The 15860-nt window shown below is 36.2% G+C and carries 16 protein-coding genes and 1 pseudogene; 2 read left to right on the top strand and 15 right to left on the bottom strand.

The features are described from left to right. Window positions 1-64 precede the first annotated feature (64 nt). Both G9F74_RS00745 and G9F74_RS00750 read left to right on the top strand, forming a co-directional pair. Window positions 65-700: a hypothetical protein gene (locus G9F74_RS00745; RefSeq protein ID WP_001083448.1), complete on the top strand. Its 636-nt coding sequence runs from the start codon at window positions 65-67 to the stop codon at window positions 698-700. Between the two features lie 214 nt (window positions 701-914). Further along, a complete protein-coding gene (locus tag G9F74_RS00750; protein ID WP_016109016.1) occupies window positions 915-2462 on the top strand; it encodes a recombinase family protein in 1548 nt (515 codons plus the stop codon). A gap of 32 nt (window positions 2463-2494) precedes the next feature. Here the strand turns inward: G9F74_RS00750 and dpaB are convergent. From dpaB to nusA, 15 genes and pseudogenes are all read right to left on the bottom strand, one after another. Beyond that, window positions 2495-2920: pseudogene (gene dpaB, locus G9F74_RS00755) on the bottom strand (dipicolinate synthase subunit B); the annotation flags it as partial. Beyond that, window positions 2917-3819 carry a dipicolinic acid synthetase subunit A gene (gene dpaA, locus G9F74_RS00760; RefSeq protein ID WP_000954741.1) on the bottom strand — a complete coding sequence of 301 codons (903 nt, stop codon included), beginning with the start codon at window positions 3817-3819 and terminating at the stop codon, window positions 2917-2919. The pseudogene dpaB and the gene dpaA, both read right to left, overlap by 4 nt. 167 nt (window positions 3820-3986) lie before the next feature. Further along, window positions 3987-4238, bottom strand: coding sequence for a YlmC/YmxH family sporulation protein (locus G9F74_RS00765; RefSeq protein WP_016109017.1), 252 nt, complete (start codon window positions 4236-4238; stop codon window positions 3987-3989). A gap of 129 nt (window positions 4239-4367) precedes the next feature. Then, on the bottom strand, window positions 4368-5609 hold the full coding sequence (locus G9F74_RS00770; protein ID WP_000592990.1) for a M16 family metallopeptidase: 1242 nt from the start codon (window positions 5607-5609) through the stop codon (window positions 4368-4370). Between the two features lie 86 nt (window positions 5610-5695). Further along, window positions 5696-6595, bottom strand: coding sequence for a polysaccharide deacetylase family protein (locus G9F74_RS00775; RefSeq protein WP_000868234.1), 900 nt, complete (start codon window positions 6593-6595; stop codon window positions 5696-5698). Between the two features lie 151 nt (window positions 6596-6746). Beyond that, complete coding sequence (gene pnp, locus G9F74_RS00780; RefSeq protein WP_016109018.1) at window positions 6747-8885, bottom strand: polyribonucleotide nucleotidyltransferase; 2139 nt, start codon at window positions 8883-8885, stop codon at window positions 6747-6749. A gap of 160 nt (window positions 8886-9045) precedes the next feature. After that, window positions 9046-9315: a 30S ribosomal protein S15 gene (gene rpsO / locus G9F74_RS00785; RefSeq protein ID WP_001229392.1), complete on the bottom strand. Its 270-nt coding sequence runs from the start codon at window positions 9313-9315 to the stop codon at window positions 9046-9048. Window positions 9316-9415: 100 nt separating this feature from the next. Continuing rightward, entirely contained in the window at window positions 9416-10387 is a 972-nt protein-coding gene (gene ribF / locus G9F74_RS00790; RefSeq protein ID WP_000766714.1) for a bifunctional riboflavin kinase/FAD synthetase, read from the bottom strand. Between the two features lie 43 nt (window positions 10388-10430). Then, on the bottom strand, window positions 10431-11354 hold the full coding sequence (gene truB, locus G9F74_RS00795; protein WP_000399360.1) for a tRNA pseudouridine(55) synthase TruB: 924 nt from the start codon (window positions 11352-11354) through the stop codon (window positions 10431-10433). Between the two features lie 85 nt (window positions 11355-11439). Then, complete coding sequence (gene rbfA / locus G9F74_RS00800; protein WP_000776439.1) at window positions 11440-11796, bottom strand: 30S ribosome-binding factor RbfA; 357 nt, start codon at window positions 11794-11796, stop codon at window positions 11440-11442. A 15-nt stretch (window positions 11797-11811) separates the two neighbouring features. After that, on the bottom strand, window positions 11812-12093 hold the full coding sequence (locus G9F74_RS00805; protein ID WP_000582364.1) for a DUF503 domain-containing protein: 282 nt from the start codon (window positions 12091-12093) through the stop codon (window positions 11812-11814). Then, window positions 12090-14150 carry a translation initiation factor IF-2 gene (infB, locus tag G9F74_RS00810; RefSeq protein WP_000036352.1) on the bottom strand — a complete coding sequence of 687 codons (2061 nt, stop codon included), beginning with the start codon at window positions 14148-14150 and terminating at the stop codon, window positions 12090-12092. The genes G9F74_RS00805 and infB overlap by 4 nt, the downstream gene beginning before the upstream one ends. 4 nt (window positions 14151-14154) lie before the next feature. After that, complete coding sequence (locus G9F74_RS00815) at window positions 14155-14466, bottom strand: YlxQ family RNA-binding protein (RefSeq protein WP_001286525.1); 312 nt, start codon at window positions 14464-14466, stop codon at window positions 14155-14157. Beyond that, on the bottom strand, window positions 14467-14739 hold the full coding sequence (gene rnpM, locus G9F74_RS00820; RefSeq protein ID WP_000071127.1) for an RNase P modulator RnpM: 273 nt from the start codon (window positions 14737-14739) through the stop codon (window positions 14467-14469). It lies immediately after the preceding gene. 11 nt (window positions 14740-14750) lie between these two features. After that, window positions 14751-15857: a transcription termination factor NusA gene (gene nusA, locus G9F74_RS00825; RefSeq protein WP_000102596.1), complete on the bottom strand. Its 1107-nt coding sequence runs from the start codon at window positions 15855-15857 to the stop codon at window positions 14751-14753. Between the last annotated feature and the right edge of the window lie 3 nt (window positions 15858-15860).

Here is a 15860-nt window from a genome sequence, read left to right on the forward strand (position 1 = left end):
TAGTCAATTTGTTTCACTAATAAATTTTAGATCAGATAATATCTAAAAGAAAGAAGTGGTAATAATGAATTCCGATGATATCAAATTAAACACTAAAGAAAAATTCCATCTTGGCATTGAAGCGTGCTTACAACTAATACCAACCATTGGTGGAACAATTTCAACCTCTTTTTATGGTTATCAAAAAGAAAAACAGCTCAAACGACTCGAAGCCTTTTATAATGAGCTAGCAGAAAATATGGAAGAACTAAAACTTTCTAAGAATACATCATCTCCAAATATGGAAGAACTTCTAAGTATCATCGAAAGTTTAAACGACAAAGTAGAACGAGAACACCTTAAAGAAAAAATCGATTATTTTAAGACTTACTTCATTAACAACATTTCACATGCAGATCGAATAAGTTATGATAACAAAAAGTTCTTTTTAGATATTTTAGCCAACATGACTTTAATAGAATGCAACAGTATCTTACACCTCTATAATCAATTCGAAAGAGTGACTATGGATAGTATCATATCTGGTGCAACAAGTAAGTTCCAAAAAATAGGTGCAATACATCGATTACAATCCTATGGTTTTATTGAGATAGAAGAAGAATTCCAGACATATTTTAATGGTAAAACCACCCGTGAAAAATATATTGTGATTACTGATTATGGAATTAAATTCGTACAATTTTGCCTAAAAAAAGACTAAAAACTGACTTTGAATTAAATTAATACAATTATTAAAAAAATTATGTATAAAACCCTCTTCTTATCTATTATTTTATCAAAATAGGATAAAACGCATAAATCTATATCAAAATAAAAGCTCCTTTGTGTGGAGCTTTTATTTTCTCATTAAATACATCTACTTCTTTACTATCTTGACTTTTAATATAAATAAATATTAACAAGGAGGTAAAACCATGAAAACCGCAATCTACTTACGTAAATCCCGTGCCGATCTCGAAGCCGAAGCACGCGGCGAAGGTGAAACGTTAGCAAAACATCGAACTACCCTGCTGAAAATTGCCAAGGAAATGAACTTAAATGTTTTATCTGTCCGTGAGGAAATTGTTTCTGGTGAGAGCTTAGTGAAACGTCCTGAGATGTTAGCACTGCTTGAAGAAATTGAAGATAATAAATACGATGTTGTCCTTTGTATGGATATGGACCGTTTAGGTCGTGGTGGCATGAAAGAACAAGGAATCATTTTAGAGACGTTTAAACGCTCGAATACGAAGATTATGACACCTAGGAAGACTTATGACCTTAATGATGAGTGGGACGAAGAATACAGCGAATTTGAAGCTTTTATGGCACGTAAGGAGTTAAAGATTATTACACGCCGTATGCAACGCGGCCGTGTCGCTAGTGTGGAGGCTGGGAATTACCTCGGTACCCATGCGCCTTATGGTTATGATATCCACCGTTTAAATAAGCGAGAACGTACTTTAACAATTAATTCAGAAGAAGCTTCTGTTGTAAGAATGATATTCGATTGGTATGCAAACGAGGATATGGGCGCTAACGCAATCCGAAGCAAATTAAATGATCTTGGCTACAAAAGTAAGCTAGGTAATGAATGGAACCCCTACAGCATCTTGGATATATTAAAAAATAATGTGTACATCGGAAAAGTAACGTGGCAAAAACGAAAAGAAGTAAAACAGCCTGATGCCGTAAAAAGAAGTTGTGCTCGTCAAGATAAATCAGATTGGATTATTGCTGATGGAAAACATGAGCCTATCATACCCGAAAGCTTATTTGAGCAAGTACAAGAAAAATTAAATTCAAGGTACCACGTTCCTTACAATACAAATGGAATTAAAAATCCACTGGCTGGCATTATTAAATGTAGTAAATGTGGTTATAGTATGGTCCAACGTTATCCGAAGAACCGAAAAGAAACGATGGATTGTAAGCATCGCGGTTGCGAAAACAAATCAAGCTATACTGAATTAATTGAGAAGCGTTTACTCGAAGCCTTAAAAGAATGGTACATCAATTATAAAGCTGATTTTGAAAAACATAAGCAAGATGACAAGTTAAAAGAAACACAAGTTATTCAAATGAATAAAGCTGCATTACGTAAGCTTGAAAAAGAATTATTGGATGTCCAAAAACAAAAAAATAACTTACATGATTTATTAGAACGTGGCGTTTACACAGTCGATATGTTTTTAGAACGCTCGAATGTAGTTTCTGATCGTATTACTGAAATTACTTCCACGATGGAAAACTTAAAGAAAGAAATTAAAACCGAAATTAAGAAGGAAAAAGTTAAGAAAGATACAATACCTCAAGTGGAGCATGTTCTTGATCTGTACTTTAAAACAGATGATCCCAAAAAGAAAAACAGCCTCCTAAAGTCGGTTTTAGAAAAGGCTGTTTATAAGAAAGAAAAGTGGCAAAGGCTCGATGATTTCGAACTTGTGCTTTACCCTAAGCTTCCTCAAGATGGTGACATATAAGCGTTTATGCTTTGTCGTCACCTTGTTGGTGTAATTAGATTTACCCCGTTTAATCCTAAAGCATCATTCGTCGAAACCGCCAATACGACAGGCTTACCATTTCTCAGCGTCGCTTTTGCTGCCATTAATACTGGAGAATCTGTCATTGCATTTGCAAATTTACTCATCGAATTTCCTGTTAGTGGTGCAATTACCATACAGTCTAATGGAATTTTAGGTCCTAGCGGTTCTGCGCCAACGATTGAATTAATTGCTTTAAATCCTGTTGTTTCTTCAATCTTTTTAATCCACTCTGCTCCCTCACCAAATCTTGTATTTGTTGATTGAACAGTGTAAGAAACAACGGGACGTACTTCTGCTCCCTCAGCAATTAATTTCTCTAAATGAGGCATCACTTCTTCATACGTACAATGTGAACCTGTAAACCCAAATCCAATTCTTTTCCCTTTTAAATTCATTCCCCATTCTCCTTTCTTGCTATTACGTCTTCTGCTAATAACTGAGAAAGAACGTTCGCTAAAATTTGTCCTGCTGTTTTCGGAGCAACAATCCCTGGCAATCCAGGTGCTAATAGCGCTTTAACTCCTCTTTTTTCTGCGTATCTAAAGTCGGTACCACCTGGTTTAGAAGCTAAATCAATTACTAACGTATGAGCTGGCATTTTTGAAATAACATTCGCTGTCACAACGAGATGTGGAATTGTGTTAATCACAATATCCATATTTCCTACTTCTTTCTCAATGTTTTGCATATGAAAAGGAGAAAACATCATCTCTGTAATACGTGCAATATGTTCCGATCGTCTTGCTCCAACTTTGACGTGGGCTCCTAATGATTGAAATGCTCTGGCAACACTCATCCCTGTTCTACCAAATCCTAAAACCATTACATTGGACCCATGAATTGTATAGTCGGTATGTTGAATTACCATCATTAATGTGCCTTCTACAGTCGGAATAGAATTGTAGATTGCCACATCATCACGATCAAATAATTTAACAAGTTTTCGGTTTGTAGTAGATACGAGATTTTCCAAGTAAGGCGTACCAATACCTGAATATATAGTAAAGTGTTCTGGTGTATTTTCAATTTGTTCTTTCGTTATAGAAACTTTTTCATTTGAAAAAATAGTATCTACTTCTCCTTTGGCATTTGTACCTGCAACTGGCAAAATGATTGCATCTACAGAAGTAAAATCTAAATTTTGTATACTTTCTTTTGCTGCCCCTGTGAAGCCATGATCCAACTGATCAAACCCTATCAATGAAAGTTTCGCATCCAATTCAACTAGTTTACGAATTACTTCTAGCTGCCTTGCATCTCCTCCTATGACAGCAATATGCATCTCAGTCAACATTCCCTAATTCACCTTCTTTTTCTGTCATTTATAAGAAAAGTGCCTACTTTTTCTTTTTCCTCCACATCATATGTAATGTACGAGTTTGAGGTGATTGAAAAACAAAAAGCACATATGATTTATCAGCTTTATATATACAAAAAAAAGACGGCCGAAATGGCCATCTTTCACTCCGAATTTGAATGGTCAGATATATCACAAAGTATCATGTCATGCCCCACTTTCTTAATATCTCTCCATTCCACCCTTACCTCTTGTTGTCCTTTTTTAAAACCTCCCCATTTTGTAACAGGTATGATAAGCGCTTGTATTTGTCCATCGCTCTCATTAATTTCTAAATCTAGATGCCCTAAAATCCCCATTTTTTCCGCTCTTTCTAAATCTACAATTTCTTTACCACTTAATTCACTTAATCGCATACACTCTCCCCCTACCGAATTTTCAATTTAAGTTATCCATTATTAGTACCTATTCTGTATGTCTAAAAAAAATAACCGTATCTCATTTAAAAGAGATACGGTTATTTTCGAGTACATCACAAAAATCAATTATAGTTTTATTCCTTTTGGAAGTTTTCCATCTGGACTAATAAGTGCAGCAGAGAATTCATCCGTAAACATATTGCGGATTAACTCATCTACATTTTGTTTTGTTACAGTGTTTACACTTTCAATAATCTCATCAAGTGAACGATGCTTACGAAGCAGCAATTCATTTTTACCGTTACGGCTCATACGACTATTCGTACTTTCTAAACTTAACATTAAGTTTCCTTTTAATTGCTCTTTACTATTCATAAGCTCTTTTTCTGTAATACCTGTATTTTTCAATGTTTCTAGTGTTTCTTGCATCGTTTCATACAGTGTATCTAATTGTTGGCTACCTGTTCCACCGTACAGTGTTAACATACCTGTATCTTCATAAGAAGAGTGGTAAGAAAATACCGAGTAAGCTAACCCACGTTGCTCACGTACTTCTTGGAATAAACGGCTACTCATACTACCGCCTAAAACGTTATTTAATACGATTAAGTTATAAATATCTTCGTGTCCCATTTGTAAGCCTTTATATCCTAAACATAAATGAGCTTGTTCTGTTTCTTTTTTACGTGCTACCTTATTAAAATGGAAAATTGGGCTATGTACTTGTTCACGGTTTGTTGTTCCTTCATAACTACCGAAATATTGCTCTACTGTTTGTAAAAATGCTTCATCAATATTTCCTGCAACTGAAACAACTACATTTTCAGGTGTATAATGATCTTTTATATATTGACGTAGTGTATCACCTGTAAACGTATCAAGCGTTTCTTCTGTTCCTAAAATAGGATATCCAAGCGGATGCGTTTCATATGTCGCTTTCGTTAACATATCATGCACAATATCATCTGGAGCGTCTTCGTACATTTTAATTTCTTCACATACGACATTCTTCTCTTTTTTCAGTTCTTCCTCATCAAATGTTGAATTAAAGAACATATCTGCTAAAACATCTAAAGCATATTTAGCATGCTCATCTAACACTTTTGCATAGTAACATGTATATTCTTTTGAAGTAAAAGCATTTACTTGCCCACCAATGCTATCAAATGATTCCGCAATTTCGCGCGCACTACGTGTTTCCGTCCCTTTAAAGAACATATGCTCTAAAAAGTGGGAAATCCCGTTATTTTTTTCATTTTCATTTCTTGATCCTGCATGGATCCAAATACCAATCGCAACCGATCTTACAGTTGGTATGTTCTCCATAACTATTCTTACACCATTTTTACAAGTATATTTTTTAATCAAAAACTTTCCTCCTACTACCAGTTTCTCTAAATTAACGCTATTATTTAATGATAACAAGTTTAAGGATGAATGTCATGCAAATGTATTTAATCCACACGTTTTTCATCCAGTAATTCTGTTATATTCCCCACTCTATATCCTTGTTCCTTCAATTTTGTAATCATTGTATCTAATGCTTCTGCTGTAGATGAAGTAGGATGCATTAATACAATGGCACCTGAATGTATTTTTCTCATTACTCTCTGCAATAATACGTCTGGCTCTGGTCGCTTCCAATCAATTGTATCTACTGTCCACATAATCGTTCCCATTTGGAAATCATCTGCAATTTGTACGACTTCATCTCGAAAACTTCCACTAGGCGGGGCAAACCATCTTACTTTTTGATTCGTGGCTGCTTCTATCATTCGATTTGTTTTTTGTAACTGTTCTCGTATTTCATCAGACGATAATGTTTTCATATTAGGATGTGTGTAAGAGTGATTTCCAACTTCTTGATTTGCATCGACAATCATTTTTGCAAATCGTAAATTTTCTTTCACCCAACGTCCTTCCAAAAAGAAAGTTGCCTTCACATCATGTTTTTTCAATATCTCTAATATACGAGGCAAATACTCATTTCCCCATGCCACATTTATTGTTAATCCAACCATCTTTTTATTTGGATGTCCCCTGTAAATTGGGGCTGGTGATAAATCTGCTAAATGGACACTCGGTGATACTTCCTTGAATTCAAGATGTTTTTGATCAAATTTCTTTAGCTTCTTCATATTGTTATAGGATGCTTCAATATCGACTTGTCTTCCATTATATCCAGGTGTTGCTTTCCATATCTTATCAATGATCGCATTTTGAGGTGCAATCTCATATTGTTTTGCATGTTTTTGAATTTCTTCATACAAGTTATCCTGTGCAAAAACGGAATAAGAGCCTAAACTGACATATAAAAAAAATACACATATGTATGCCAATATACGAACTTTCATATAAACCCTCCCATTAACTAAATAAAAAATATTTTTCTTCTTATCTTTGTTAATTTGAGCGTTATAATGAAAACTATACCTATACTGACATAAAAATATGTGTACATCATGTTTTTTACATAACAAAAAAGCCAGTTGAACTGGCTTTTACTTATTGCTGCTCTTGTTTGTTTTCTTCTTTAGCAGCTTCTTTTTCTTGCTCTTCTTTTAGCAATACTTTTCTAGATAGATTTACGCGACCTTGCTTGTCAATCTCGATAACTTTAACTGTAATTACATCACCGATTTTCACAACGTCTTCTACTTTACCTACACGCTCAAGTGCAAGTTCAGAAATGTGAACTAATCCATCTTTACCGCTGAATAATTCAACGAAAGCACCGAATTTCTCAACACGTTTCACTTTTCCTTCGTAGATTTCACCTACTTGTACTTCGCGAACAATATCTTCGATAATTTTCTTAGCTTTGTCATTCATTTCTTGATTTATTGAAGAAATAAATACTGTACCATCTTGCTCGATGTCAATTTTAACTCCAGTTTCTTCAATAATTTTATTAATTTGTTTACCGCTCGGTCCAATAACGTCACGGATTTTATCTGGATTAATTGTCATTGTAATAATCTTTGGAGCGTAAGCTGATAATTCAGTACGTGGCTCTGCAATAACAGATAGCATATGATTTAGAATGTGCACACGACCAACTTTCGCTTGTTGTAATGCCTCTTCTAAAATTTCACGAGATAAACCATCGATTTTAATGTCCATTTGCAGTGCAGTTACACCTTGTGCTGTACCTGCTACTTTAAAGTCCATATCACCTAAATGATCTTCCATACCTTGAATATCAGATAAAATTGTGTAATGCTCACCAGATTTAACTAGACCCATTGCAATACCAGCAACTGGAGCTTTAAGTGGAACACCAGCATCCATCATTGCTAAAGTACTACCACAAATACTTGCCTGTGAAGTAGAACCATTTGATTCTAACACTTCAGATACAAGACGTACTGTATATGGGAAATCTTTTTCAGATGGAATTACAGGCTCAAGAGCACGTTCTCCTAGTGCACCGTGACCAATTTCACGACGACCTGGTCCACGCATCGGTCTTGTTTCACCAACACTAAACGATGGGAAATTGTAATGGTGCATGAATCTTTTTGATTCTTCTACACCAAGACCATCTAAAATTTGCACATCGCCTAAAGCGCCTAATGTACAAATACTTAATGCTTGTGTTTGTCCACGTGTGAATAAACCAGAACCGTGTGTACGAGATAAAATACCAACCTCTGATGCTAAAGGACGAATTTCATCACCTTTACGGCCATCTGGGCGGATTTTTTCAACTGTAATAAGACGACGTACTTCTTCTTTTACAATTTTATATAAAATCTCATTTACTTGTCCTAATGTGTCAGCGTCAGCTTCCTCAGCTTCGTAATGCTCAATTACACGCTTTTTCACTACGTTGATTGCATCTTCACGTGCATGTTTCTCATGTACTTGAATTGCAGAATGCATATCCTTCTCAGCCATCTCACGTACAGCTTGGTTAAGATCAGCATCGACTTCATATAGTTTTATTTCTAATTTCGCTTTACCTACAGCTTGTACAATCTCTTCTTGGAATACAATTAGACGTTTAATTTCGTCATGTCCAAACATAATTGCTTCTAACATTGTTTCCTCAGGTACTTGATCTGCTCCTGCTTCAACCATGTTAATTGCATCTTTTGTACCAGCTACAACAAGGTGAATATCACTTTGTTCTTGCTGTTCTACTGTTGGATTAATAACGAATTCGCCATTAATACGACCAACTGTTGCACCAGCGATTGGACCTTCAAATGGAATATCTGAAATCGATAACGCTAATGAAGAACCAAGCATAGCTGCCATTTCAGAAGAACAATCTTGATCAACACTCATTACAATGCTGACAACTTGTACTTCGTTACGGAAACCATCTGCGAAAAGCGGACGAATTGGACGGTCGATTAAACGACTTGCCAAAATTGCTTTTTCACTTGGACGACCTTCACGTTTAATAAAACCGCCTGGAATTTTTCCGACTGCATATAAACGCTCTTCATAGTTTACTGTAAGTGGGAAGAAATCTACATTTTTAGCCTCTTTTGATGCAGTTGCTGTAGATAGAACCGCTGTATCGCCATATCTTACTAATACTGCCCCGTTCGCTTGTTTTGCAAGCTGACCAGTTTCAACTGTTAGCTGGCGACCAGCTAAATCTATCGAGAAGACTTGCTTTTCTTGACTCATTTAAGTACCCCTCTCAATTTAAAGTATTCAATTCTTCTATGTAAATGGATAGTATATCACAATATTCTACCTCTAGTATTGCCGAAAATTAAGTAAGCTATAAAGCGTAGAAGATATATTTTTACCTAACAAAAAAGCGGGAATATTCCCGCTTCTTTGACTATCGACGTAAGCCAAGCTTTGTGATTAATTCACGGTAACGTGTGATATCGCTATTACGAAGGTAAGTTAGTAAGTTACGACGTTTACCAACCATCTTTAATAGACCACGACGTGAATGATGATCTTTCTTGTGAGTACGTAAGTGCTCGTTTAGAGTGTTAATTTGCTCCGTTAGGACAGCAATTTGAACCTCTGGAGAACCAGTATCAGTCTCATGAGTTCTAAATTGTGCAATGATTTCATTTTTACGTTCTTGTGTTAAAGCCATCCTATTTCACCTCCTATTAATTAAACCCCCAATTACCGAGCAAGCGTCGGTGAGTCGCAATGCCAAGCAATGGTTGTCATAAAGTACATAACATAGAATACTACTTTTCATTTGAAAAAGCAAGTATATTCTTTTCACTCGCAAAATATTCTTGTGCTGTTTTCTTATCTTTTGCGATTTGTTCAACTAGCTCATCAATACCATTGAATTTCTTCTCTTCTCTTATACGCATATGCCACTCAACTGTAACACTTTGATCATATATGTCTTTGTTGAACTCAAATAAGTGTACTTCAATAGATAATTGACGCTCATTTTCTTTAAAAGTTGGTTTATATCCAATATTACATACACCATCGTACCATTCATCGTGAACTTTTAATCTCACTGCATAAACACCTACAGGTGGCAATAAATACTCATCACTTAAACCTACATTAGCGGTTGGAAAACCAATTTGTCGTCCACGTTTATCGCCATGTACAACCGTTCCTCCCACTGTATAGGCTCTACCTAAAATAGATGGAATTTGTTCCATTTCACCATTTCGAATTAACTTTCGTAATGCTGTAGAACTTACCTTCTCTTCTTGAAATTCAACTTTTTCAATCACAGTTTGTGTAAACTCCCCTCTTGCATGAAATGGTAAAGTCTCCATCTTCCCTTTTCCTAAACGTCCATATGAATAATCAAACCCTGCTACTACATGCTTTACATTTAAACCAATAATATAATCATCTACAAATTGCTGTGGCAATAAACCTGCAAACGATTCATCAAATTTAATAACATATAATATATCGATTCCTAAGTTTTCGACTATTTTTTCTTTATCACGCATCGGTGTAATATACTCCACATGCGCTTCCTTTTTCCCTAAAACAACAGATGGATGGGGATGAAATGTCATAACTGCACTTTTATATCCGCGTTCATCCGCTATTTGTTTCGCAGTTCGAATCACACACTGATGCCCTAAATGAATGCCATCAAAAAATCCTAATGCCATTACAGTAGGTGGTAATTCTAATTTATTTTGTTCATGTGGATGAGTTAAATGAATAAGTTTCACGCTTGAATTCACCTTTTTCTGTAATAATCCTTCCAATAATTCATTATAGCTTTAGTTCTTGATTATTCACAAGTACTTTCATTGGCTTTAGCATACCAGGGTGTTTTGGATGATGCTCATAAATTGCTAAGCAACGGTCATTTTTATCAAATACTGTAATGAATGGTGCTGTTATTTCTAATTCATTCTTTAAGAACATACCATTTTTTATTTTTTCTGCTTGCTTTTCATCTACAACCATTTTTGGGAATTTACTTAACGCTTCATCAATTGAAATGAAGATAGACTCTACTGTTCCATTTTGCACGTTTTCTTCAATTTCTTCAAATGATATGCAATCTTCTAGTAAAAATTCACCAGATGCCGTTCTTACAAGATGGGACATGTGTGATGGAAAACCTAGTTTTTCACCAATCATTACTGCTAGCGTTCTTACATATGTCCCTTTACTACACGTTACACGGAAACGGAATGAAATGTTTTCCCCTTCAAACATTTCACGGTCATCAAGTAATACGAATTCATGAATTGTAATGGTACGAACTGGACGTTCAACTTCTTGTCCCGCTCTTGCATATTCATATAATTTTTTTCCGTTAACTTTTACAGCTGAAAACATTGGAGGCGTTTGTTCAATCGTACCTGTTAATGCTGCGAGAACTCCTTCTACTTCCTTACGAGTAATACTACGATCTACATTTGTCGTTTCAACAACTTCACCAGAAGCATCTTCAGTTGTTGTTGAAAATCCTAATGTTACTTCACCTTCATATGTTTTTGTTTCACTCGTTAAAAACTGTGCAATCTTCGTTGCTCGTCCAACACAAATCGGTAATACCCCTGTTACATCTGGATCTAATGTTCCCGTATGACCAATTCGTTTCTCACGTAATATCTTTCTTAATTTAAATACACAATCATGTGATGTCATGCCTTTTGGCTTATGTAATAATACTACACCTTCCATATATGTTCACCTCATCATAATTCTTTCATAATAATTATCCAAACTTATTTTTCATTGAAAAAATGGATAGACAAATGTCTATCCATTATTCTTCACGTTTACCGTCTTTATTAATTTCATGTAAAAGTGTATCAATTCGATGACCATATCCAATAGACTCATCAAATTCGAAAGAAATTTCCGGTGTTTTACGAAGACGAATACGTTGGCCGATTTCTGAACGAATGAAGCCTTTTGCCTTCGCTAAACCTTTTAATGTACTTTCTTTCTGTTCATCGTCACCTAAAACAGAAATATACACTTTAGCGATTTGTAAATCTCCACTCACTTGCACATCTGTTACTGTAACAAATCCGACACGTGGATCTTTAATTTTACGACTGATAATGTCGCCTAATTCTTTTTTCATTTGCTCGCCTACACGGTTTGCACGTAATTTCATAACTCTTCACCTCATTCAGTACCATTCCAATTGTGTTATCGTACGTTCAATTTCAGGAAATGAATCGATGTACTCAAGTACACGATTCATTTCTTTTTCACAGATAACACGATTTGAGGATACGGAAACAATTGCAATTTCTGTACGTTGCCATACATCTTGATGCCCTACTTCTGAAACAGCTACGTTATAACGCTGCTTCACACGAGTGAGCACCCTTTGCAAAATTGCTCGTTTCTCTTTTAAAGAATGCACATCGTAAATCATACACTCGAATGAGAGTGAAGCGATAATCATCGCTTCACTTCTTCCATAATGTATGCTTCAATGATGTCCCCTTCTTTAAGATCATTATATCTCTCAATTGTAATACCACACTCATAGTTTTGTGCAACTTCTTTTACGTCGTCTTTGAAACGTTTTAACGTATCAAGTTGTCCTTCGAAGATTACTACGCCATCACGGATAATACGAACGCCACTATCACGTGTGATTTTACCGTCTATTACGTAACAACCTGCAATTGTTCCAACTTTTGTTACTTTGAACGTTTGGCGTACTTCCGCTTGACCGATTACTTTCTCTTCGAATTCTGGATCCAGCATCCCTTGCATTGCTGATTCGATTTCTTCGATTACTTTATAGATAATACGGTGTAAACGAACATCAACGTTCTCTAATTCAGCTGTACGCTTCGCATTCACATCAGGGCGTACGTTAAATCCAATTACAATTGCATTAGATGCAGAAGCTAAAATAATATCAGATTCTGTAATCGCACCTACACCAGTGTGAATGATTTTTACTTTTACGCCTTCAACATCGATCTTACGAAGTGATGCAGCCATTGCTTCAACAGAACCTTGTACGTCTGCTTTCACAATTAAGTTAATTTCTTTTACATCGCCCTCTTGGATTTGTTGGAATAAATCTTCAAGGCTTAATTTAGATTTTTCACCACGTTGAGCAACTAACGCTTCTTGTGCACGTGATTCACCGATTTGACGAGCTTTCTTCTCATCAGCGAATGCCATGAAACGATCTCCCGCTTGTGGTACTTCATTTAAACCTGTAATTTCAACAGGAGTTGATGGACCAGCAACTTTTACTCGACGACCAATATCACTTACCATTGCACGAACACGACCGAATGATGTTCCAACAACAATTGGATCTCCAACTCGAAGTGTACCGTTTTGAACAAGTAATGTCGCGATAGTTCCTTTACCTTTATCAAGCTGCGCTTCAATTACAGTACCAGTTGCATAGCGATTTGGATTTGCTTTATATTCTTCTACTTCACTCACAAGAAGAATCATTTCTAGCAAGTTGTCAATTCCCTCGCCTTGAATTGCAGAGATTGGTACGAAAATTGTGTCTCCGCCCCATGCTTCTGGAACCAATTCATATTCTGTTAATTCTTGCATTACGCGATCAGGATTTGCCGCTGGTTTATCCATTTTATTCACAGCAACAATAATTGGTACTCCAGCTGCTTTCGCATGGCTAATTGCTTCCACTGTTTGTGGCATAACACCGTCATCAGCTGCAACAACAAGAATTGTAATATCCGTTACTTGTGCCCCACGAGCACGCATCGTTGTAAATGCTGCGTGACCAGGCGTATCTAAGAATGTAATTTTCTTATCGTTTACTTCAACTTGGTATGCACCAATATGCTGAGTAATCCCACCAGCTTCGCCAGCAGTTACTTTTGAATTACGAATAGAGTCAAGTAAAGTTGTTTTACCATGGTCAACGTGTCCCATAATTGTAACAACAGCTGGACGCTCTTTTAAGTTTTCTTCATCATCTTGCTCATCGATGAATGTTTCGAATTCAGTTTCACTTACAACTACTTCTTCTTCTACTTCAATACCGTAATCAGTGGCAATTAACTCAATTGTATCTTTATCTAAGTCTTGGTTAATTGTTGCCATAATTCCTAGCATGAAGAGTTTCTTAATAATTTCAGACGGCTCTTTGCTTAATTTTTTAGCAAGCTCACCCACTGTAAGGCTTCCAGAGAAAGTAATTTTATCTGGTGTTTCTACAATTTGCGTTTGTTGTCTTCCGGCAAAGTTATCTTGACGCTTGTCTTCGTTATCTTTGCCTTTTTTCTTCTTCTTATTACTGTTCTTTTTACTGCGAACAACTTTCTCTTCTACTTCAAACTCATCTGCAACAGAAGGTTTTTCTTCTTGGTACTCATTATCTAATTTGTTTACTACTTCATCGTCTAACATTGTCATATGATTCGAAACCTCGATATTCATTTCTTTTAGTTTTGTCATAAGATCTTTACTTGAGATATTATGTTGTTTTGCATATTCATGCACTCGAATTTTACTCATACCTTCACCCCCGGTAATTTGTATCGAGCATGCTACGCAGCTTTTTCGCAAAGCCTTCATCTAACACAGCTACAACGACTCGCTCATCTCTCCCAATCGCATGCCCTAATTGTTGTCGATTTTCGACCTTTCTCATTGGTACGTTGTAATACGTCGTTTTATCCGTCATGCGTTTTGTTGTATTCACTGACGCATCTTCAGATAGCAACACAAGCTTTGCTTTGCCACTTCGTACTTCTTTTAAAACAAGTTCTTCACCCGAAATAATTTTCCGAGCCCGGTTTGCTAGTCCTAAAAACGATTTCCAATCGGACACTTATTTCGACTCCTTCTCAACAAGCTCAAGAAGCTCTTCGTATAGAGAACCGTCGATTTTCGCTTTTAGATGATGTTCCAAAACATTTTTCTTTTGAGCTTGAAGAATACTTTCTTTATCTTTCGATAAATAAGCACCTCGTCCTGATTTCTTTCCAGTTAAATCAATGGACACTTCTCCCTCTTTGGAACGAACAATGCGAACGAGCTCTCGTTTTGATTTCATTTCTTGCGTTGCAACACATTTTCGTAACGGAACTTTTCGATTGCTCATACTCATCACCTCTATTCGATTTCGTCTTCAACTGAATCGAATCCGAATGCGATTACGCTATCTTCTTCTGTTACAATACCTAGTTGTTTCGCATCAGACTCACTCTTAATATCAATTTTCCAACCTGTTAATTTAGCTGCAAGACGCGCGTTTTGTCCACGCTTACCGATAGCTAATGAAAGTTGGTGGTCTGGAACAACAACAGTTGTTGCTTTTTCTTCTTCATCTACAAGTACTTTAACAACTTGTGATGGGCTTAAAGCATTTGCAACATATTCTACTGGATCATTTGACCAGCGAACGATGTCAATCTTTTCACCTTTTAATTCATCTACAATGCGTTGTACACGTTGTCCTTTCGGTCCTACACAAGAGCCTACTGGATCAACATCAATGTTCTCTGCATGTACAGAAATTTTAGAACGATCGCCTGCTTCACGTGCCACAGAACGAATTTCAACAGTTCCATCATAAATCTCAGGAACTTCCATTTCGAATAAACGTTTTAAAAGACCAGGATGTGTACGTGATACGTAAATTTGTGGTCCCTTCGTTGTTTTTTCTACTTTCGTAATGAATACGCGAATGCGATCATGTGGTTTGTATTGTTCGTTTGGCATTTGCTCACTTACAGGTAATAAAGCTTCTACTTTCCCTAAGCTTACATAGATGAAACGAGCATCTTGACGTTGTACAATACCAACCATGATGTCTTCTTCACGGTCACTAAACTCCGAGTAAATAACACCACGCTCTGCTTCACGCACTCGTTGTGTTACAACCTGTTTTGCAGTTTGTGCTGCAATGCGGCCGAAATCTTTTGGTGTTACTTCAATTTCTAGTACGTCACCATCTTGATAGTTTGGATTAATTTGTCTTGCTTCTTCAACAGAAATTTCAAGACGTGGATCAAACACATTATCAACAACGTCTTTACGTGCTAAAACTTGAATTGTTCCCACTTCTGGGTTAAAGCTCACACGAACGTTTTGTGCTTGGTTAAAATTGCGTTTATAAGCAGAGATTAATGCTGCTTCAATCGCATCAATAATAATATCTTTGCTAATTCCTTTTTCTGACTCTAATACGAGCAAGGCATCTAACAACTCAGTGCTCATGAA

Origin of the sequence: Bacillus sp. EKM202B (genome assembly GCF_011066025.1) — a bacterium.
Taxonomy (GTDB): Bacteria; Bacillota; Bacilli; order Bacillales; family Bacillaceae_G; genus Bacillus_A; species Bacillus_A toyonensis.